Genomic DNA, 18593 nt, shown 5'->3' with positions numbered 1-18593 from the left:
GGACTGCCCCGGCCCGCGCCTCCTGCACCGCGACCGCTCACGGCACGATCGCGTCGATGTACCCGCCGTCCACCCGCACCGCGGCGCCCGTGGTCGCCGAGGCGAGCGGCGACGCCAGGTAGACGACCATGTTGGCGATCTCCTCCGGCTCGATCAGGCGCTGGAGCAGCGACTGCGGGCGGTGCAGCCGCATGAACTCGCGCTGCGCCTCCTCCCAGGGGAGGGAGTGGTCGACGAGCTCGTAGACGAAGTCCTCGACGCCGCCGGTGTGGGTCGGCCCGGCGAGCACGCTGTTGACGGTGACGCCGGTGCCGGCGGCGGCCTTCGCGAAGCCGCGGGAGACGCCGAGCAGCGCGGTCTTCGAGACGCCGTAGTGGATCATCTCGGCCGGCGTGACGACGGCGGAGTCGCTGCCGATGTAGAGGACGCGGCCCCAGCCCGCCTCCGTCATCGCGGGCAGGTACGCGCGGGTGAGGCGCACGCCGGTGAGCACGTTGACCTCGAAGTAGCGGCGCCACTCGTCGTCGGTGATGTCGAGCGGCTCGGTGCTGCCGAAGATGCCGAGGTTGTTCACCAGCACGTCGACCCGCGGGACCGACTCGAGCAGCTTCGCCGTCCCGGCCTCGCTCGAGACGTCGGCCGCCACACCGCGGACGGAGGCGTCGGGCACGGCCCCGCGCACGTCCTTGATCGCTCGGCGCACCGACCGCTCCGATCGCGCGTTGACGACAACCTCGGCGCCGGCGTGTGCCAGCCCGATAGCGATCGCGAGTCCGATGCCCTGGCCTGACCCCGTCACCAGGGCCGTCCGTCCGCTCAGGTCCAGCTCGATCATGCCGCTCCGCTCCGTCCGCCGCCTGCGGACTCCTCGGAGGAGGGTGCCACACGCCTCCGACACCGGCCCCAGGAAACCGCTCCCACCGCCCCCGCATGCTGGTCGAGCGGCCTCGGAGGGGCGTCTGCAGACCGCCCGTTCGGCACTGGTGGATCTCGATACGCTCGCTGCGCGGCCTACTCGATCAGCACGAAGCGCACCCGCCGAGACGTCCTGCAACGGTCGAGGCGTCCAGCAGCACCGGGACGCCTCGACAGTCCGAGGACGTCTCGCCGCCCTCATGCTGGTCGAGTGGCCCCGCGGGGGCGTCTCGAGACCCGTCACCCCGAGTGGTGCCGCCCGATCGGCAGCACCAGCGGCGTCCCCGACACCGGGTCCGCGATCACGCGCGACTCCATGCCGAAGACCGCGCGCACCGTCTCCGCGGTCACCACCTCGGCCGGTGTGCCCGAGGCGTAGAGCGCGCCGGCCCGCACTGCGAAGAGGTGGTCCGCGTAGCGCGCCGCGAGGTTGAGGTCGTGCAGCACGATCACGATCGTCGTGCCGCGCTCGCGGTTGAGGTCGGTCAGCAGGTCGAGCACCTCGATCTGGTGCGACACGTCGAGGTAGGTCGTCGGCTCGTCGAGCAGCAGCACGTCCGTCCGCTGGGCGAGCGCCAGCGCGATCCACACCCGCTGCCGCTGCCCGCCGGACAGCTCGTCCACCGGCCGGTCCGCGATCTCCAGCGTCCCGGTCGCGCGCAGGGCGTCCTCGACGATCGCGTCGTCGTCCGCGGACGCGCCCCGCCCGAACCAGCCGCGGTGCGGGTACCGCCCGCGCGCCACCAGATCCGCCACGGCGATCCCCTCGGGCGCGATCGGCGTCTGCGGCAGCAGCCCCACCCGCTGCGCGACCTGCCGCGTCGGGAGCCGGTGGATCGCCTCGCCGTCCAGCAGCACGGCCCCCGCGCTCGGCGTGATCAGCCGCGCCATCGCGCGCAGCAGCGTCGACTTGCCGCAGGCGTTCGCCCCGACGATGACGCTGATCGCGCCCGTCGGCACCGTCAGCGACAACCCGTCGACGACCACGCGCTCGTCGTAGGCGAGCGTCACGCCGTCGACGGACAGCGTGGAGTGACCGGCGGCCACGGGGGAGGTCGGGGCGGTCACAGGGATCCTCCGGTGCGGTTGCGGCGGGCGAGGAGCCAGAGCAGGAACGGCGCGCCGAGCGCACCGGTCACCACTCCGACGGGGAAGCGGGCGCCCGAGAAGGCGAGCCCGGCGACGTGCTGCGCGACCAGGTCCGCCGCGAGCACGACGACGATCCCGACCAGCGCGGACGGGATCAGCGGCACGCGCGCGTCCGGCACGAGCCGCCGCGCGATCGGCCCGGAGACGAAGGCGACGAACGCGATCGGACCGGTGGCCGCGGTCGCGACGGCGACCAGGCACACCGCCACCGCGAGCAGCCCCAGCCGGCTGCGCCGCACGTCCACGCCCAGCGCGGTCGCCGACTCGTCGCCGAGCTGCAGCATCGAGAGCCGGCCGGCCAGCAGCAGCGCGAGCGGCACGAGCACCAGCGTCGACAGCGCGAGCGCCGGCACCCCCGCCCACGACGCGGAGTTGAGGCTGCCGGTCAGCCAGCGCAGCGACTCCTGCACGTCCTCGAACTGCGCGCGCGTCTGCACGTAGGCGATCACGCTCTGCAGCATCGCCGCGATCCCGATGCCGATCAGGATCAGCCGGGCGCCGATCACTCCGCTGCCGTCGGCGAGCCAGGCGATCAGCAGCGCCGTGACGAGTGCCGCCGCGACCGCGATCACCGAGACCGCGCCGCCGGACAGGCCGAAGAACGCGATCGCGACGACGGCCGCCGCGCTCGCACCCGAGGTGATGCCGATGATGTCGGGGCTGGCGAGAGCGTTCCGCAGCATCGTCTGGAAGATCACGCCGCCCATCCCGAAGCCGAGGCCGACCAGCACGGCGGTCAGCGTGCGCGGCAGCCGCAGCGTGCCGACGGTGAAGGAGGCGCCGGGCACCGTCTCGCCGAGCATCACCCGCAGCACCTCGAGCGGTGAGTAGACGGTGCTGCCGACGGTGAGCGACACGACGACGAGCGCGAGGGCGACCAGCGCGAGCACCCCGCAGCCCAGCGCGGTGCGGCGGGCGCGGCGGCGACGACCCGCGGCGACGCCGAGCGGCGGAGCACCCGCAGGAGAACGGAGTGACGGGGCGGCGCTCACAGGGCCCGCACCTTCGAGCGGCGCACGATCGCGATCAGCACCGGAGCCCCGATCAGCGCGGTGACGATGCCCACCTCCACATCGCTCGGCCGCGCGACGACCCGCCCGATCACGTCGGCGACCAGCAGCAGCAGCGCGCCGAGCAGTGCGGAGGAGGGGAGCAGCCAGGAGTGCGACGGACCGGTGAACCGCCGCGCGAGGTGCGGCACGGTGAGCCCGATGAAGCCGATCGGCCCCGCGATGGCGGTCGCCGCGCCGCAGAGCAGCACCGCGGCGAGCCCGGCCACGAGGCGCGTCCGGCCGACGCGGCGGCCGAGTCCCTTGGCGAGGTCGTCGCCGAGCGCGAGGGCGTCGAGCCCGCGGGCGCTGCCGATCGCGAGCGCGCCGCCGACCGCGAGGAACGGCAGGACCTGGACGATGCTCGTGAACTCGGCGCCGCCGACCCCGCCGACCTGCCAGAACCGGAAGCGGTTGAGCGTCGCGTCCTGGGTGAGCAGCACCGCGCTGATCAGCGAGGCGAGGGCCGCGGCGGTCGCGGCGCCGGCGAGCGCGAGCTTGAGCGGTGTCGCGCCCTCCCGTCCGAGCGAGGCGACCGCGTAGACGAAAGCCCCGGCCGCCGCCGCGCCGAGGAAGGCGAGCCAGATGAACTGGGGGAGCGTCGTCGCTCCGACCGTCGAGATCCCGAGCACGACCGCGAGGGACGCGCCCGCGTTCAGCCCCAGGATCCCCGGATCCGCGAGCGGGTTGCGGGTCATCCCCTGCATCACCGCGCCGGCGAGCCCGAGCGCGGCGCCGACGAGCAGCGCCAGGACCGTGCGCGGGACGCGCCCCTGCACCGCCGCGTCGACGATCGAGTCCGGGTCGGGCGCGGTGAGCGCCGGCCAGATCTCGCCAAGCGGGATCTCGCGCGAGCCGTAGACCAGCGAGAGCACCGACGCGACGACCAGCGCGGCGAGCACGGCGATCAGCGCCGGGACGCGCCAGCGCGCACCGGCGCCCCGGAGGCGAGTGTCGTCGCGTCCGGGGCGCCGGTGGGGTGCCGTGGCCTCGGCGGTCACGACACCTTGTCGGCGGCGGTCGCGAGGCCGGTCGTGTACTCGTCGAGCACCCACGGGATGCTCAGCAGGTTCGGCGACGAGGTCGCCATCGCCTCGGAGGAGTCGTCGGTGAGGACGTAGACCGAGCCGCGGGCGACCGCGGGGATCTTGGAGAGCAGCGGGTCCGCCTGCAGCGCCGCGAGGGTGGTGTCGTCGCCGTAGACGATGAGGACGTCGGCGTCGAGCTGGTCGGCGTTCTCGGAGCTGACGGTGCCGCTGAACAGCTCGGAGTCGCCGGTGAGCGAGACGACGCTCGGGGCGAGCTCGAGGCCGAGGTCCTCGACGAACTTCACCCGCGCGTCGTTGCCGGTGTAGTAGGTGAAGGTGCTGGCGTCGGTTGGGTCGTACCAGCCGTAGGTGAAGGTCTTGCCGGCCAGCGAGGGCTTCGCGGCGACGGCGGCGTCGATCTCGTCCTCGACCTCGACGACCTTCGCCTCGGCCTCGTCGCCCAGTCCGAGCGCCTCACCGTCGAGCTTCGCGGAGTCCTGCCAGGTGGTCGCCCAGGGCAGTCCCGGGTAGGCGACGGTCGGGGCGATCTGGCTGAGGGTGTCGTAGTCCTGCTGCGTGATGCCGGAGTAGGCGGAGAGGATCACGTCGGGGGTGAGGTCCGAGATCGCCTCGAACGGCACGCCGTCGGTCTCGTCGAAGAGGGTCGGCGTCTCGGCGCCGCTCGCGTCGAGCGCCTCCTTGGTCCAGGCGAGCAGGCCGTCGCCGTCCTCGTCGCCGTAGGAGGCCTTCGCGAAGCCGACCGGGGTCACGCCGAGGGCGAGCGCCACGTCCTGGTTGGTCCAGCTGGTCGCGACCACGCGGTCCGCCGACTCGACGGTCGTCTCGCCGAAGGCGTGCTCGACGGTGACGGGGAAGCCCGCGCCGGTCGCGGCGGCATCGGTGCCGCCGTCGGTGCCGGCGGCGTCGGCCCCCGCGGAGCAGCCGGTCAGCAGCAGGGCGGAGAGGCCGAGCGCGGCGACGGCGGAGACGCGCAGAGGCGTGCGGCGGAGGGGGGTGAGGGAGACGGGCACGGCGATCCTTCGGAGGGGGTGACGGGGTTGCGAAGGTTAACCTAACCTAACTTCCTGGCCGTGGGCCAGTCCCGGGCGAGCGCTCACGAGCCGACGGTGCGGTCGAGCGGCTCCGACGAGGGGGTGGTCGCCTCGAGAGCCTCCTCCGGTCCTCGCGCCTCCACCTCCGCCGCGTCCCCGCTCGCCCGCCGCGGCCGCAGCTCGCTCACCAGCGTCCCCGCCACGATCAGCGCGGCCCCTACCAGCGCGAGCGCCGGCAGCCGGTCGCCCGCGAGCCGCCCGATCACCCCGCCCCAGACCGGCTCGGCGGAGTAGATGATCGTCGCGCGGGTCGGCGAGACGGAGCGCTGGGCCCAGTTCATCGTCAGCTGGATGAGGCAGCTGCTGGCGCCCAGGGCGAGCGCGGCGATCAGCCAGACCCAGGAGAACGCGGGGATCGCCTCTCCCGCGAAGGGCATGCCGGCGAACGAGAGGCCTCCCGCCACCAGGAGCTGCACGACCGTCACCCGCCCCAGGTCGACCCGGCCGGCGAACGCGCTGATCAGGATGATCTCGGCGGCGATCGGAAGGGTGCTGATCAGTGTCGCCAGCTCGCCCGGGCCCAGCCCCACTCCGGTCTGCGGCCCCGCGATCAGCAGCAGTCCGGCGAACGCCAGACCGACGCCGACCAGCGTGAAGACGCCGGGCCGCTTCCGCAGCACGACCCACTGCAGCAGCGGCACCAGCGGCACGTACAGCGCGGTGAGGAAGGCGGAGGTGCTGCTCGGGATCGTCTGCAGTCCGTAGGTCTGCAGCCCGTAGCCGAGGACGATCATCACCCCGATCGCCGCCCCCGCCCCGAGGTCGATCCGCCGCATCCCGCGCAGCGACCGGTGGAAGACCACCGCGCTGATCACTCCCGCCGCCAGGAACCGCACCCCGACGAAGAAGAGCGGACCGCTGTGCTGCATCGCCACGTGCACCGCCAGGAAGGTGCCGCCCCAGAGCGCCGTGATGCCGATCAGCGCCCACTCGGGTCGCGAGAACCGGACGGCCGAGAGAGGGGAGGTGCGCAGCATTCTGCACACTATAGAGTGCAGAACGATGCGCACGCCAGAGCCCTCCGCCGTCCTCGCTCACGTCGGCAGCAACCTCCGCCGGGCGCGGCTGGAGGCCGGGCTGAGTCAGGCGGCGCTCGCCGAGCTCTCCGGCATCAGCCGGCGCACGATCGTCAACGTCGAGGCGGGCGAGGCGAACATCAGCCTCACCGGCGTCGACCGCCTCGCAAGCGCGCTCGGCTCCAGCTTCACCGCCCTCGTCTCCGCTCCCGGCTCCGTTCCCGCCGCGATCGACGAGGTGGCCTGGCGCGGCGACGACGCGGCGAGCGTCGCCGTCCTGCTCGCGTCCGTCCCGGCCCGCGCCGAGGCGCAGCTCTGGACCTGGACCCTCGGCCCCGGCGACCGCTACCGGGCGCAACCCGACCCCGACGGCTGGCACGAGATCCTCCTCGTCACCGCGGGCGCGCTCCTGCTCGAGCGCGAGGGCGAGCCGGACGTCCGGCTCGCCCTCGGCCAGCACATCGCCTTCTCGACCGCCCGGCACTACGCCTACGCGAACGCCTCCGACGGCGAGGCGACCGTCTTCATCCGCATCGTCGTGAGCTGATCCGGCGCTCGGAGCGGCCCCGGCCGGGCCTCGTCCGACGTCCCTGATCGACGCCGTTCTGCACGTCCCGTGCCAGCGCGATCGTTCTCTGACGGGAAGCCCCGGCTTTCGCGCCTGGACGAGAACAATGACCTCTTCACGGTCCGCGAGCGGTGACCCGGTGACCCGGGCCCTTCCGCCACTGCTCGCGGCGACGGAAGGGATCACGATGGAACTCTGGAAGACGATGACGATCGGTGCGGCTGCGGCGGTGCTCGTGGGTGTGACGGCGGTGTCGCCGGCGATGGCGGCGCCGGTCGGGAACGCTGACGCCGCGGCCGTCGCCGCCGCGGCGTCTCTCGCGTCCGGGAACGCCGACGCGACGGCCGTCGCCGCCGCTGCCTCGATCGCACAGGAGATCTCCTCCCCCGGAGCGCGGACGGCGCAGCCCCTCTCCGTGCCCGGCTACGAGCTCGTCCAGACCGAGGACAGGACGGTCTCCTACCGAATCGTCGAGGGATCCGAGACTCCCGCGCCCGCGCGGGACCTCACCTTCTCGAACAACGACGGCGCACCGCTCGCCGCCTCCCTCGAGATCCGCTACCAGGCGGGCTCGGGCGAGTTCGTCGAAGAGGTCTCTCCTCTCGTGCAGCCCGGAGGCCCGTCCTGGAGGGCCGTGATTCCGGGTGATGCGCGGGACGTCGACATCCAGGTGCACGCCGCGTCCGGCGCTATCGTCGCCGAGAGGAGCTAACCCGGTGAGATGCCCGCAGGGGATCCTCACGTCTACTGGGAGCGGTCGAGCTACTTCCGCCTCCCCGGCTACACCTTCGCGTGGTCCGGTAGCGCCTGAGGAGGGCCGCGCCGCGCCGGGTCACCGCGCGGCGCGGTCCTCCGGCGGCGCCGTCCAGGAGCCGTCCGGGCGGATGGCCCCCGCGATGGTCGCCGCGATCGCCTGCAGCTCCCGGCGCTGCCGTGCACTGAGCGGATCGAGGACGACGGCGCGGACCAGGGTCTCGTGGCCGGGCGCCGCCTGCTCCTGCTGGGCGGCACCGGTAGCGGTCAGTGTCGCGAGGGTCGTGCGCCCGTCCCCGGGATCGGGTCGCCGCTCCACCCAGCCGCGCGCCTCCAGCCGCGAGACCGCGCGCGACAGCCGCGACAGCGAGCTGTTCGCGAAGCCCGCCAGTGCGCTCATCCGCAGGGTCCGCTCCGGCGCGGTCGCGAGGGCGTAGAGGACGCCGTACTCGAAGTGACTCAGGCCGGAGTCGCGCAGCAGCTGCGCGTCGAGCGTCGCCGGGAGCCACTCGAGCACGGTCGCGAGCGCGCTCCAGGCGGCGAGGTCGTCGCCGCTCAGCGGGGCGGGATCAGGGCCGGTCACCTCATCAGCGTACCGCCGACTCACTTGACCAGGAAAGTGAACCGGCTACAGTTTCCCAGGCAAGCAATCGCCTGCGGCAGACGAGGGAGACGACCGGGATGGATCTGGAACTGACAGGGAAGCGCGCGTTCGTGAGCGGTTCGACGCAGGGCATCGGCCGCGCCATCGCTCTCGCGCTGCTGCGGGAGGGCGTCGAGGTCGTCGTGAACGGCCGCACCGACGCCGGTGTCCGAGCGGCGGTCGAGGGTCTCGACGCGCAGGTCCCCGGCGCCGTCGTCTCCGGCCTCGCCGCCGACTTCGCCGATGCGGAGTCCGTGGACCGCCTTCTGAAGCGCCTCGGCCGGGTGGACGTCCTGGTCAACAACGTCGGGCTCTTCGAGGTCGCGCCCTTCGCGGCGATCACCGACGAGCAGTGGCTGCGCTACTTCACGGTCAACGTGATGAGCGGCGTCCGCCTGTCCCGGCACGTCCTCGACCCGATGCTCGAGGCGGGCTGGGGCCGCATCGTCTTCGTCAGCAGCGAGTCCGGCGTGAACGTGCCGGGCGACATGACGCACTACGGAGTGACCAAGGCGGGGATGCTCGCCTTCGGCAACGGCCTGGCCAAGCTGACCCGCGGCACCGGAGTCACGGTCAACTCGGTCCTCGGCGGCCCGACCTGGTCCGACGGCGTCGCGAGCAGCGTCGAGGGCGTCGCCGCCGCCCAGGGCGTGCCGGTGGACGCCCTCCGGGCCGCGATCATCGGCGGCAACACGACCTCGCTCGTCGAGCGCTTCCTCGAGCCGGACGAGATCGCCTCGCTCGTGACCTACCTGGCCAGCCCGCGCGCCTCCGCCACCAACGGCGCAGCCCTGCGTGCGGACGGCGGCGTGCTCACCGGCCTGCTCTAGGCCTCTCGGGCTCCGGTCGGTGCGGAGCCGTCGGCGGGCTTCGTCCGTCGTCGTCGCGCCGACCTCGGCGGCGCCGCCCGCAGGTGCTCGCCGACCCGCCCGAGGATGCGCGCGAGCTCGCCGGCGTCGGCGTCGGTGAGGGGGGCGAACAGCAGCCCGTGCACGGTCTCGATATGCCCGGGGAACACGGCCCGGAGGACCTCCCGCCCCGCGGCGGTCAGCGCGACGACGGTGCTGCGCTCGTCGTCCGGCGACGGCGAGCGGGTGACGAGCCCCCGCTGCTCGAGCAGCTGCGCCTGGTAGGTGAGGCCGCTGCGGCTGTGCACGACGCCGTCGGCGAGGTCGGTCATCCGCTGCCGGCCGTCCGGAGCGTCGCCCAAGCGCGCCAGCAGCTGGAACTGGAGGTAGCTCAGATCGCCCGCCTCGCGCAGCTGCTGCTCGACCGCCGGCCGCAGCAGGCTGCCGACCTCGGTGAAGGCCAGGTAGGCCGAGAGCTGGGTCGGGGTGAGGGCGTCCGTCATGTTCTCGATCCTACTATTGCTTCGAATTGGAAGCAGTGTTACCGTCTCCCCAGTGCTTCGAATTTGAAGCAATGAGGTGAGGGAGACGATCATGCAGGCAGTGCGATTCCACGAGGTGGGCGGACCCGAGGTCCTCGTCCAGGAGGAGATCCCGGTCCCGACTCCCGGCACCGGGCAGGTGCGGCTCCGCGTGGCGGCGTCGGCCTTCAACGCGGCCGACGCCGGCATGCGGGCCGGCTTCCTGCCGATCCCGGTCGAGCTCCCGCACGTCCCCGGGTACGACGTGTCGGGCACCGTCGACGCGGTCGGCGACGGGGTCGAGGGAGTCGCGGTCGGCGATGCGGTCCTCGCGTTCCTGCCGATGGAGCGCGACGGCGGCGCCGCCGAGTTCGTGCTGGCGCCGGCCGAGGCCGTGGTCGCCGCTCCGACGAGCCTCCCGCTCGCCGACGCGGCTGCGCTGCCCTCGGTGGCGCTCACCGCCTGGCAGGCGCTGTTCGACGACGGCCGGCTCGTCGCCGGTCAGCGGGTCCTCATCATCGGCGCGGGCGGAGTGGTCGGGAAGTACGCCGTGCAGCTCGCGAAGCGCGCCGGCGTGCACGTGATCGCGACGGCGAGTCCGCGCAGCATCGACGCCGTCCGGTCGGCGGGCGCCGACGAGATCATCGATCACACGGCGACCGACGTCCTCGCGGCTCTCGGCGAGCAGGTGGACGTGCTGCTCAACCTGGCTCCGCTCGAGCGGGAGCGGTTCGCCGCCTCGGTCGCCGCGGTGCGCGACGGCGGGGCCGTCGTCAGCACGACGGCGTTCCTGACCACGCCCGGCGACGACAGCCGCGGCGTCCGAGCGGCGACGGTGTTCGTGCTCCCGGACCGCGAGCGCCTCGCGCAGCTCGTCGCCCTCGTCGATGCGGGGGAGCTGACCGTGGAGGTCACCCGCCGGGTACCGCTGGCCGAGCTGCCGGCGATCCACGCCGAGTCGGCCGGGGGCCGCATCACCGGCAAGGTGATCGTCCTCGCGTGAGTCCGCGCCCGACGAGCCGAAGCGCAGTCGAGGGCCGGAAGGAGGCAGGAGGAGGCGGGAATGGAGAACCGCCTCCCCCTGCCCGTCGTGTCGTGGTCGTCGTCCCTGAACCCTGCGGTCAGGGGAGCGCCACGTCAGCTGGGGAACAGCCAGCTGAACATCAGCAGGAAGAAGGCCACGTCGGCTCCTCTCATCGGGTCGGGCGGGACGGGTCGCCGGGACGGCGGGGGTCTGCCTCTCGGTGGCGAGGAGCGGCCCGCTCGCGCGGGAGCGGCTCGTCCCCGCCGTCGACTCGCTAGAGCGAGCCGAAGAAGGCGATGGCGATGGCGACGAGGGCGTTGAGCAACACGGCTGTCTCCTGTCGCGGTGTCGGACGGACGGATCGGTCACGGGGACCGGCGCCCACTTTCACCGATGCTCGGCCGCGGGTTCAACCCGATGGCGCTCGTCGTCCTGGGCGGCGGAATCGCTCCTTGTCGAGAGGCCGCCGACGGCAGGCTCCGTGCCATCCGCCTCAGTCCGCGACAGCGATGACGTCCTTCACCGCTCACTCCACGAGGATCGGACGACCCTCCCTCGTCACGGCCGAGGGGAGACCGCCGTCCTCCTCGGTCGGCCGAGAGGCCGAGCGAAAGGAACACGATGAAGCTCATCCGCACCACGACCATCGGCGTGATCGCCGCAGTACTCCTCGGCCTCGCGTCCGCGCCCCCGGCGACAGCAGCGGACGACACGGGCGGGACGGCGACGGACTCGACCCTCTGCACCACGAACCACTCCGTCTACAAGGCGGATACCACCGTCAAGGCCCACCTGGACGGTACCGACGTCGTGATCGACGTGTCGGCCGGGCTCTTCCGGACGCGCACCCGGATCGTCGTCCTGGTGAACGACAAGTACATCGGCGAGACCTACTGCGGCACCGCCTATTACGCGCACCGCTGGTCCGCGGGCGATCGGGTCTTCATGAGGATGGGGCCCGCGAAGCCCGGCGACGAGGTGCGGGTCGCGGTGATCGGAGGCCGTCCGGGCGAGCCGATCGGCTCCCGCTTCGGCCAGTACAGCCTGCTGGAGGAGCGGCTGAGCACGCCCGGGTCGGAGCGCTGACGGTCGACGATCCCGGGACTCGGCCCGTGGTGCTCCAGTCCGTGGTGCTCCGGTCCGCGGTGGCGGGATCCACGGTGGTGAGATCCACGTGCCCCGTCGTGGTCGCGGTCACCCCTGAGTGTGCGGGTGGCCGCGGCCGATGCGGCGGGACTAGTCGAAGATCGAGATGAGATAGGCGATCAACGCGAAGATCATGACGGCTCCCTTCCTCGGACCTGATCGGGCGCCCGGTGGTGGGTGACCGTGGTTCCACCGTGGACCTCGATCACCCGACTCTCCACTGATCGGCGGAGACCGATGACCTGGCGGGAATCGGTCGGTCGCCGACCGGGTCAGAGCAAGCGGGAGCGCGAGAACAGAGCGTGCAGCAGCGGCAGTGCCGACACCGCCATCAGGACCGTGCCGAACACGGTGTCGTCCGCCCGGACGACCGCGCCCGCGATGAGCAGCCCGGCGAAGAGCACCGCCGAGACGACCCGCCGGACCGTCCCCTCGAGCCGGTTCAGCCGGCGTTCGACCGTCGGCACGGTGACCGCGAGGGTCCCGTCCTCGAGGGTGGTCGCCAGCTCGTCCAGGCGTCGCGGCAGCCGGACGAGCAGCCCGAGCGTGTCGAGCGCCTGCCGGCCCACGTCCTGCGCGACGTTGCCGCGCTCCTCCCGGATCAGCTGCTGCGCGTAGGGCTCGACGGAGTCCCAGAGGTTGAACGCCGGGTCGAGCGCGCTGCAGACGCCGGAGGTCAGCGACATGGCCCGGATGATGAGCAGGAAGTTCTCGGGCAGCTGGAAGGGCAGCGAGCGGACCACGTCGCCGAAATGGATCGCGAAGTCGCGGAACTCGCGCGGATCGACCTCGCGCAGCTCCGCGAAGCCCATTCCGCCGAAGCGCGCGAAGAGCTGGGTCATCGCGCGCTCGAGCTCGCGGGAGTCGGCGGAGGGGAGCAGCACGCCGACGTTGCGCGCGGCGTCGACGAGCCCCTTGCCGTCGCGCGAGGCGGCGGCGATCAGCATCGCGCGCAGCCCGGCCCGCGTCGTCGGCGGCACCTCGCCCATCATCCCGAAGTCGATGAAGGTGAGCCGCCAGGGCAGCTCGCCGCCGGGGGTGGGTGTGACGAAGACGTTGCCCGGGTGCGGGTCGGCGTGGAACCAGCCGTTGGTGAAGAGCTGATCGAACATGACCGCGGCGAACACCGGGGCGACGTCGCGCGGGTCGATCCCGGCGGCGGCCAGGCCCTCCGCGTCGGTGATCTTGATCGCGGTGACGTCCTGCAGCGTCAGCACCTTGCGGGTCGAGCGCTCCCAGATCACATCCGGGACGCCGACGCGGGGGTCGCCGGCGAAGTCCGCGGCGAAGCGCACCGAGTTGGCCGCCTCGCGCAGGTAGTCGATCTCCTCGAGGCTGGTGACCGCGAACTCCTCGACGAGCGCGGGCGCGTCGACGCGATCGGAGACGAGGCGCACGTGGGTCAGCCAGCCGCCGATGCGCCGGAGCGCCGCGAGGTCGACCTCGACGATCTCGTCGATGCCGGGGCGCTGGACCTTGACGATGGCGTTCTCGTGCCCGGAGTCGGCGGCGTCCACCGGCGACAGCCGCGCGCGGTGCGCCTGCCCGAGCGAGGCCGCGGCCACCGGTGTCTCGTCGACGTCTGCGTAGGCGCGCGCGAGCGTCATGCCCAGCTCGGCCTCGGCGAGGGCCCGGATCCGCGGGAAGGGGACTGGCGGCACCTCGTCCTGGAGGCCCTCCAGCTCCCGGGTGATCTCGGGCGGGAGGACGTCCAGGCGCGACGACATGAACTGGCCCACCTTGATCATCAGACCGCCGAGATCGACGGCCAGGACGTGGAAGCTGCGCGCGAAGCGCCGCATCCGCTGCGGGCGGGTGCGCAACGCGATCGCCGTCAGCCCGATGCGGGGCAGCAGCAGATCGAAGAACCAGGTCACCGCGAGGTGCCAGGAGGCGAACCGCAGGATGCGGCGGTAGCGACGCTGGTCGCTGCGGGCTCGGCGGCCCGGGTCCGTGGGACCCGGGCGGACCGGCGCCACCCGGGTCAGTCCTGCGCGAGGATCGCGTACAGGCGCCGGCGCACGTCCTCGAGTTCGGTGACGGCCTGCCGGATCTGCGCCGGGGTGCCCGAGCGGCCGACCTGCGCGGCGGCCTGAGCGAGTGCGACGCCGGCCTTCGGCAGCGCGCCGAAGTCGACCTGGTCGGACTCGGACCACGGGGCATCGGTGCCGGACGCGGCGACCTGCGCGCGGCCGGAGTCGGTGAGGCTGTAGGTCTTGCGGCCGTTCGACTCGTCAGCGGCGATCAGGCCCTCGTCGGCGAGCAGCTGGAGGGTCGGGTAGACGGAGCCGGGGCTCGGCTTCCAGCTGCCGCCGCTGCGCTCCTCGATCTCGTGGATGATCTGGTAGCCGTGCATCGGCTGCTCGGCGAGGAGCGCGAGGACGGCGGCGCGGACGTCGCCGCGGCCGACCCGGCTGCCTGTCCGCTTCTCGAAGCCGGCGCGGGCCTGCTCCATCGCCTGCCAGATGCCGTCGATGGGGTTGCCGGCGCCGAACGCGCCGGTCGAGGACTGGTATTTCATGATGACCTCCGAGTGTCTTCCGAGTGTGCCGTTCCGAACGACCGTGTCGCTCCGAACGATACTCAGCGATATGTGCGGCGACTGTGAGCGACTGCCGGATGAGGCGTGCATCCCGGTCGCTCCTGACGCCCGCAGCAGGCGCGGTCGACCGCACAGGTGTCTCGCGCCACGGCCGAGCGACCGCGAGTCCCGCCGGATGAGAATGTCTCGTCGCGACCAGCCGCGGGCGTCCCGAAGCGCTCCGCTCCTTCGTCTCTGGTCGCCTTCATCGAAGGGATACCCATGAGGAACACGCGCGCTGCCGCGGCCTGTCTCGCCGCGACCACCCTGTTCGGCCTGCTGGCGGCGACGCCGGCGCAGGCCGAGCCGACCCCGACTCCGACGACCATCGCGCCCACGCCGACGGCCGTTCCGCGTCAGCCGGCCCCGACTCCGACGACCATCGCGCCCACGCCGACGGCCGAGCCCGCTCCGGGAGCGGCGCCGTCCGCGCAGCCGACGCCGGTGATCGCGACGCTCTCGGACGAGGGGGTGCTGGTGTCGCTGTCCGACGACCTGTACCGGTCGGAGAAGCGGATCGTGGTGATCGTCGAGGGGAAGCCCGTCGCTCAGATCCAGAGCAAGCAGACGCGCGGTGTGACGAGGGTGGTCCCTGATGTCGTCGATGGTCGGACGGTCCTGCACATCCCCGGGGTGAAGCCCGGCGATCGCATGGCGGTCACGGAGTACGTGGGGTCGCTGGACGACGGGTTCGACGACACGCTCCGCCGGACGAGGCTCTTCGCGGGGCAGCTCAGCGATGCCGCTCCCGCGTCGACCGAGGCCGCTCCCGGAGCGGTGCCGATCGCGCAGCAGCCGTTCGTGATCGCGACGCTCTCGGACGAGGGGGTGCTGGTGTCGGTGTCCGATGACCTCTACCGCACGGACAAGCGGTTCGTGGTGATCGTCGAGGGGAAGCCCGTCGCTCAGATCCAGAGCAAGCGGACTCGCGGTGTGGTGAGGGTGGTCCCCGATGTCGTCGATGGTCGGACGGTCCTCTACATCCCCGGGGTGAAGCCGGGCGATCGCATGGCGGTCACGGAGTACGCGGGGTCGCTGGACGACGGGTTCGATGACACCCTCCGCCGGACGAGGCTGTACACGGCGCAGCTCGGCGATGCGGCTCCGACGGGCGGGCAGCCGGCTCCGGTCTCGACCGCGGCACCGACTCCCGGTCCTGTCGCGGGGCCCGGTACTGCGAAGGATGCTCCGGTGGTGACGGTGTCGTACGAGGACCGCCGAGCGGTCTTCTCCTTGGCGGAGGACGTCGCTACCAGTACGGCGCGGGTGTTGATCTCGGTGAACGGCGTGAAGATCGGATCGGTCTGGAACGACGAGCTCACCGGTCTCTCGGGCGCCTACTACTCGGGGCACCGGCTGTACTTCGCGGCTGATGCGCATCCGGGTGACCAGGTGAAGGTCACTCTGGAGGGTGGCAACGGGTCCGGTGTCGATGAAGACGCTCCGGAGCGTGTCCTGTTCGAGGGGACGCTGTAGCCGGCGCTGCTCTCTCTCGAGAAGTGGTTCTGTACGCAGAAGTTGCGGTAGTCGAGTGCGACTACCGCAACTTCTGCGTGGTGATGGGGGCGGGATCGGCGCGGGCCGCGCTGGAGCGGAGCGCGGCGCGGCGCTCGCGGGTCGGGACAGGCATCCCGCACTGCGCGACAGGGGGAGAAGGGGTGCGGTGCGCCTCGAACACAATGGCTCCTCGTGACCGGCCGGGGCCGCTCCAGAAGGCGCCGCTTCGTCGTCGCCGGTCGCAGTGAGAGAGGAATTCCATGAGAAGCACGCGCACCCTGGCGGCCTGCGTCGCCGCGACCGCACTGGTCGGGCTGCTGTCGGCGACGCCCGCGACGGCGGCACCGGCCGACCCGGCCGGGGTCGGGGCCTCCCGGTCCGCGGCCGCGCCGGCCGTGCCCGCTCCTGCGCCGAGCTCGGCTGTGACGGCGTCCCTCGTGAACGGTCACGTGATCGTGAGCCTCCCCGGCGAGATCTCCTCGTCGGACACGTGGCTCATGGTCCGCGCCGGGGAGAGGGTCCTCGGTCAGATCCAGAACGGCGTCGTCCTCGGCGGGACGTCGTACTACGCGTTGGACGGCCGGATGAAGATCGAGTTCGGTGCCGCGCAGGCGGGTGAGCGGCTGGAGGTCTTCCAGCTCGAGGGATCGCTGGGCGATGACGTCGACGACGCCCACTGGATCAAGAAGCTGGCCGACTTCCGAGCGTCGGACGCTCCGGTCGAGTCGGGACTGACGGCGTCGTTCGTGGACGGCTTCGCGGTGGTGAGCGTGCCCACCGCCGTCATCGCGGCGGAGAGGAGGCTCGTGTTCCGGGCCGACGGGGTGGAGGTCGGTCAGAGCTACGGCGGGAAGACGTTCATCGGCGGCGGCCAGGACGGGCGGACCGCGTTCCTCGGCAGCAAGCGGATCGACGGCGACCGGACGAGGATCCAGCTCCTCGGTGTGAAGCCCGGCAGCCGGGTGGAGGTCTCGGAGTACGAGGGAGCCGGGTTCGACTTCGGGGTGGAGGACGTCAAGCGGATCGCGAAGCTGTTCGACCAGCAGGTGGGCGAGAAGCCGGGCATGGCGGTGTCCCTGGTGAACGGGAACGCCGTGCTGTCCGTGCCCGATGAGGTCCTCCGGACGAACAAGCGGCTGGTGGTCTCCACCGGCGGAAGGGACCTCGGTGAGATCCAGGGCGACGCGGCGTACGGGCCCGTGAAGGTGTGGCGCGAGGGTGACGCCAAGCTGTTCGAGTTCAGCACGGTGTCGCCCGGTCAGCACCTGGAGGTCTGGGAGTACGAGGGCACGTGGTACGACTCGCGCGATCCGGCCCACCGCAAGGAGAAGCTGCTCGACCAGGTTCTGACGGCCACGCCGCCTGCGCCTCCCGCGCCCGCCCCGGTGGAGCCGACGTTCGTGAAGGCGTCGATCTCGGACGGTCGTGCTCTGGTCACCCTGCCGGACGCGATCGTCGAGTCGGATCGGCGCTTCGTGGTCGTGGTCGGCGGGAAGCCCGTCGCCGAGATCCGGGAGAACGATGCCCGCGGCGTCGCCGGTGTCTCGAAGTCGACCGAGGACGCGGAGACGACCTTCTTCATCGATGGTGTGGATCCCGGCGATCGGCTGGAGGTCTGGGAGTACGAGGGCGTGCTGGGCTTCGGCTTCGACGACGCGCTTCGGAAGGCGAAGGTGTTCGACCAGCAGCTCTAGGCCACCCGGCTCATGACGCTGAAGTCGCGGTGGTCGCGTTCGACCACCGCGACTTCAGCGTTGTGGCGGGGTCAGCGCGGGGTGCGCAGGAGTGCGGTGCGGCGCTCGCGGTCCTCGAGGGCGGCGCGCTCGTGGCGGAGGGCGGCGACCTCCGCGTGGGTGGGCGGGAGGCGGCGCTCCCGGGTGCTCCACGCCACGAGGGCGATGCCCGCGCGGAGCGCGAGGCGGTCGAGGAGGCGGGCGAGTCGGGGTCGGGGGAGGCGGGCGACGAGTGTCGCTGCGGTGTTCACGATGGTGTCCTTCGTGCGGGGCCCGGTCGGTGCCGGGCGGCTGGCGCGCGGGCGCGCCGGAGAGCGCCTGGTGGGCGCGGCGAGGAGCGCGCTCGGAGCGCGCGGAGCGGCCGCCGGAGGGGCGGCGCGCAGGACCCGGGATCGGGTCGGGGACGGGACGACGGTCCGTGCGGCGGTGCCGCGGGACCGGGAGCTTCTTCTGCGCCGTCACCGTCTGAGCGATGACGAGCGGGAGGCTCGACCGGTCAGTCGGAGAGGGCGCCGAAGAAGCCGGCGGTGGTGAAGTGCGGCGCGTTCGTCATGGTCGGCTCCTTTCGTGGTGGCGTTCGTCGACCGTAGCGGGCTGCGGGTGTACCTGGCAAGAGGCTGAGTGCGGGTCGGCCCCTTCTGCTGATCGAGTAGGCCGCGGAGCGGGCGTATCGAGATCCTCCGTGCTGACCGCGTGGGTCTCGATACGCCGCCTGCGGCGGCTACTCGACCAGCAAGAGAGGGCATGCAGCGCCGAAGGTGTCAGTCCTTGCATGCTGATCGAGTAGGCCGCACTGCGGCCGTATCGAGATCCACCACCGTCAGAAGACAGGTCCGCAGACCCGCTCTGCTGGCGACGGCGGATCTCGATACGCCGCGTTCCGTGGCTACTCGACCAGCATGCTTCCCGGGTCAGGCGCGGGGGCGGGGCTGCAGGCGCTCGAGCTGGGTGACGTGGGCCGGGGTGAGCTCCTCGAGGGAGTGGGCGCCGAGGAGCTTCATGGTGCGGAC

At 72.4% G+C, this 18593-nt stretch carries 18 protein-coding genes; 7 read left to right on the top strand and 11 right to left on the bottom strand.

The window, feature by feature from the left end:
- Positions 1 to 37 precede the first annotated feature (37 nt).
- The 6 genes from MT355_RS18390 to MT355_RS18365 form a co-directional block, all read right to left on the bottom strand.
- On the bottom strand, positions 38 to 832 hold the full coding sequence (locus MT355_RS18390; protein WP_243600766.1) for an SDR family NAD(P)-dependent oxidoreductase: 795 nt from the start codon (positions 830 to 832) through the stop codon (positions 38 to 40).
- 323 nt (positions 833 to 1155) lie between these two features.
- Complete coding sequence (locus MT355_RS18385) at positions 1156 to 1983, bottom strand: ABC transporter ATP-binding protein (protein ID WP_243600630.1); 828 nt, start codon at positions 1981 to 1983, stop codon at positions 1156 to 1158.
- Complete coding sequence (locus tag MT355_RS18380; RefSeq protein WP_243600629.1) at positions 1980 to 3056, bottom strand: iron chelate uptake ABC transporter family permease subunit; 1077 nt, start codon at positions 3054 to 3056, stop codon at positions 1980 to 1982. Before MT355_RS18380 ends, MT355_RS18385 begins: the two co-directional genes overlap by 4 nt.
- On the bottom strand, positions 3053 to 4114 hold the full coding sequence (locus tag MT355_RS18375; RefSeq protein WP_133962793.1) for an iron ABC transporter permease: 1062 nt from the start codon (positions 4112 to 4114) through the stop codon (positions 3053 to 3055). The genes MT355_RS18380 and MT355_RS18375 overlap by 4 nt, the downstream gene beginning before the upstream one ends.
- Positions 4111 to 5172 carry an iron-siderophore ABC transporter substrate-binding protein gene (locus MT355_RS18370; protein WP_243600628.1) on the bottom strand — a complete coding sequence of 354 codons (1062 nt, stop codon included), beginning with the start codon at positions 5170 to 5172 and terminating at the stop codon, positions 4111 to 4113. The genes MT355_RS18375 and MT355_RS18370 overlap by 4 nt, the downstream gene beginning before the upstream one ends.
- An 83-nt stretch (positions 5173 to 5255) precedes the next feature.
- Positions 5256 to 6230 (bottom strand): DMT family transporter, encoded by a 975-nt coding sequence (locus MT355_RS18365; protein WP_243600627.1) that lies wholly within the window; start codon positions 6228 to 6230, stop codon positions 5256 to 5258.
- A gap of 25 nt (positions 6231 to 6255) precedes the next feature.
- Here MT355_RS18365 and MT355_RS18360 point away from each other — a divergent pair, with 25 nt between their 5' ends.
- Together MT355_RS18360 and MT355_RS18355 are read left to right on the top strand one after the other, a co-directional pair.
- Positions 6256 to 6816 carry an XRE family transcriptional regulator gene (locus tag MT355_RS18360; RefSeq protein WP_243600626.1) on the top strand — a complete coding sequence of 187 codons (561 nt, stop codon included), beginning with the start codon at positions 6256 to 6258 and terminating at the stop codon, positions 6814 to 6816.
- Positions 6817 to 7024: 208 nt separating this feature from the next.
- Positions 7025 to 7549, top strand: a complete 525-nt coding sequence (locus tag MT355_RS18355) for a hypothetical protein (protein ID WP_243600625.1) — start codon at positions 7025 to 7027, stop codon at positions 7547 to 7549.
- A gap of 120 nt (positions 7550 to 7669) precedes the next feature.
- Here MT355_RS18355 and MT355_RS18350 read toward each other — a convergent pair whose 3' ends face one another.
- Positions 7670 to 8173 carry a MarR family winged helix-turn-helix transcriptional regulator gene (locus MT355_RS18350; protein WP_243600624.1) on the bottom strand — a complete coding sequence of 168 codons (504 nt, stop codon included), beginning with the start codon at positions 8171 to 8173 and terminating at the stop codon, positions 7670 to 7672.
- Positions 8174 to 8271: 98 nt separating this feature from the next.
- On the opposite strand from MT355_RS18350, the gene MT355_RS18345 reads away from it, so the two are divergent.
- Positions 8272 to 9063, top strand: coding sequence for an SDR family NAD(P)-dependent oxidoreductase (locus MT355_RS18345; protein WP_243600623.1), 792 nt, complete (start codon positions 8272 to 8274; stop codon positions 9061 to 9063).
- Here the strand turns inward: MT355_RS18345 and MT355_RS18340 are convergent.
- Complete coding sequence (locus MT355_RS18340; protein ID WP_243600622.1) at positions 9060 to 9584, bottom strand: MarR family winged helix-turn-helix transcriptional regulator; 525 nt, start codon at positions 9582 to 9584, stop codon at positions 9060 to 9062. The genes MT355_RS18345 and MT355_RS18340 overlap by 4 nt on opposite strands.
- A gap of 91 nt (positions 9585 to 9675) precedes the next feature.
- On the opposite strand from MT355_RS18340, the gene MT355_RS18335 reads away from it, so the two are divergent.
- Both MT355_RS18335 and MT355_RS18330 read left to right on the top strand, forming a co-directional pair.
- Complete coding sequence (locus MT355_RS18335) at positions 9676 to 10605, top strand: NADP-dependent oxidoreductase (protein ID WP_243600621.1); 930 nt, start codon at positions 9676 to 9678, stop codon at positions 10603 to 10605.
- A gap of 642 nt (positions 10606 to 11247) precedes the next feature.
- Positions 11248 to 11712, top strand: a complete 465-nt coding sequence (locus MT355_RS18330) for a hypothetical protein (protein ID WP_243600620.1) — start codon at positions 11248 to 11250, stop codon at positions 11710 to 11712.
- Between the two features lie 332 nt (positions 11713 to 12044).
- Here MT355_RS18330 and MT355_RS18325 read toward each other — a convergent pair whose 3' ends face one another.
- Positions 12045 to 13751, bottom strand: coding sequence for an AarF/ABC1/UbiB kinase family protein (locus MT355_RS18325; RefSeq protein ID WP_243600619.1), 1707 nt, complete (start codon positions 13749 to 13751; stop codon positions 12045 to 12047).
- 5 nt (positions 13752 to 13756) lie between these two features.
- Positions 13757 to 14293 carry a PadR family transcriptional regulator gene (locus MT355_RS18320; RefSeq protein ID WP_243600618.1) on the bottom strand — a complete coding sequence of 179 codons (537 nt, stop codon included), beginning with the start codon at positions 14291 to 14293 and terminating at the stop codon, positions 13757 to 13759.
- Positions 14294 to 14575: 282 nt separating this feature from the next.
- On the opposite strand from MT355_RS18320, the gene MT355_RS18315 reads away from it, so the two are divergent.
- Positions 14576 to 15829, top strand: coding sequence for a hypothetical protein (locus MT355_RS18315; protein WP_243600617.1), 1254 nt, complete (start codon positions 14576 to 14578; stop codon positions 15827 to 15829).
- Positions 15830 to 16110: 281 nt separating this feature from the next.
- Entirely contained in the window at positions 16111 to 17544 is a 1434-nt protein-coding gene (locus MT355_RS18310) for a hypothetical protein (protein WP_243600616.1), read from the top strand.
- 71 nt (positions 17545 to 17615) lie between these two features.
- Here MT355_RS18310 and MT355_RS18305 read toward each other — a convergent pair whose 3' ends face one another.
- Positions 17616 to 17834 carry a hypothetical protein gene (locus MT355_RS18305; RefSeq protein ID WP_243600615.1) on the bottom strand — a complete coding sequence of 73 codons (219 nt, stop codon included), beginning with the start codon at positions 17832 to 17834 and terminating at the stop codon, positions 17616 to 17618.
- Between the last annotated feature and the right edge of the window lie 759 nt (positions 17835 to 18593).

The sequence above is a fragment of the Rathayibacter sp. VKM Ac-2929 genome (genome assembly GCF_022815495.1).
GTDB classification, from domain to species: domain Bacteria; phylum Actinomycetota; class Actinomycetes; order Actinomycetales; family Microbacteriaceae; genus Rathayibacter; species Rathayibacter festucae.
Note: the sequence above shows the minus strand (reverse complement) of the source record. Positions and strands in the feature narration are given on the sequence as shown.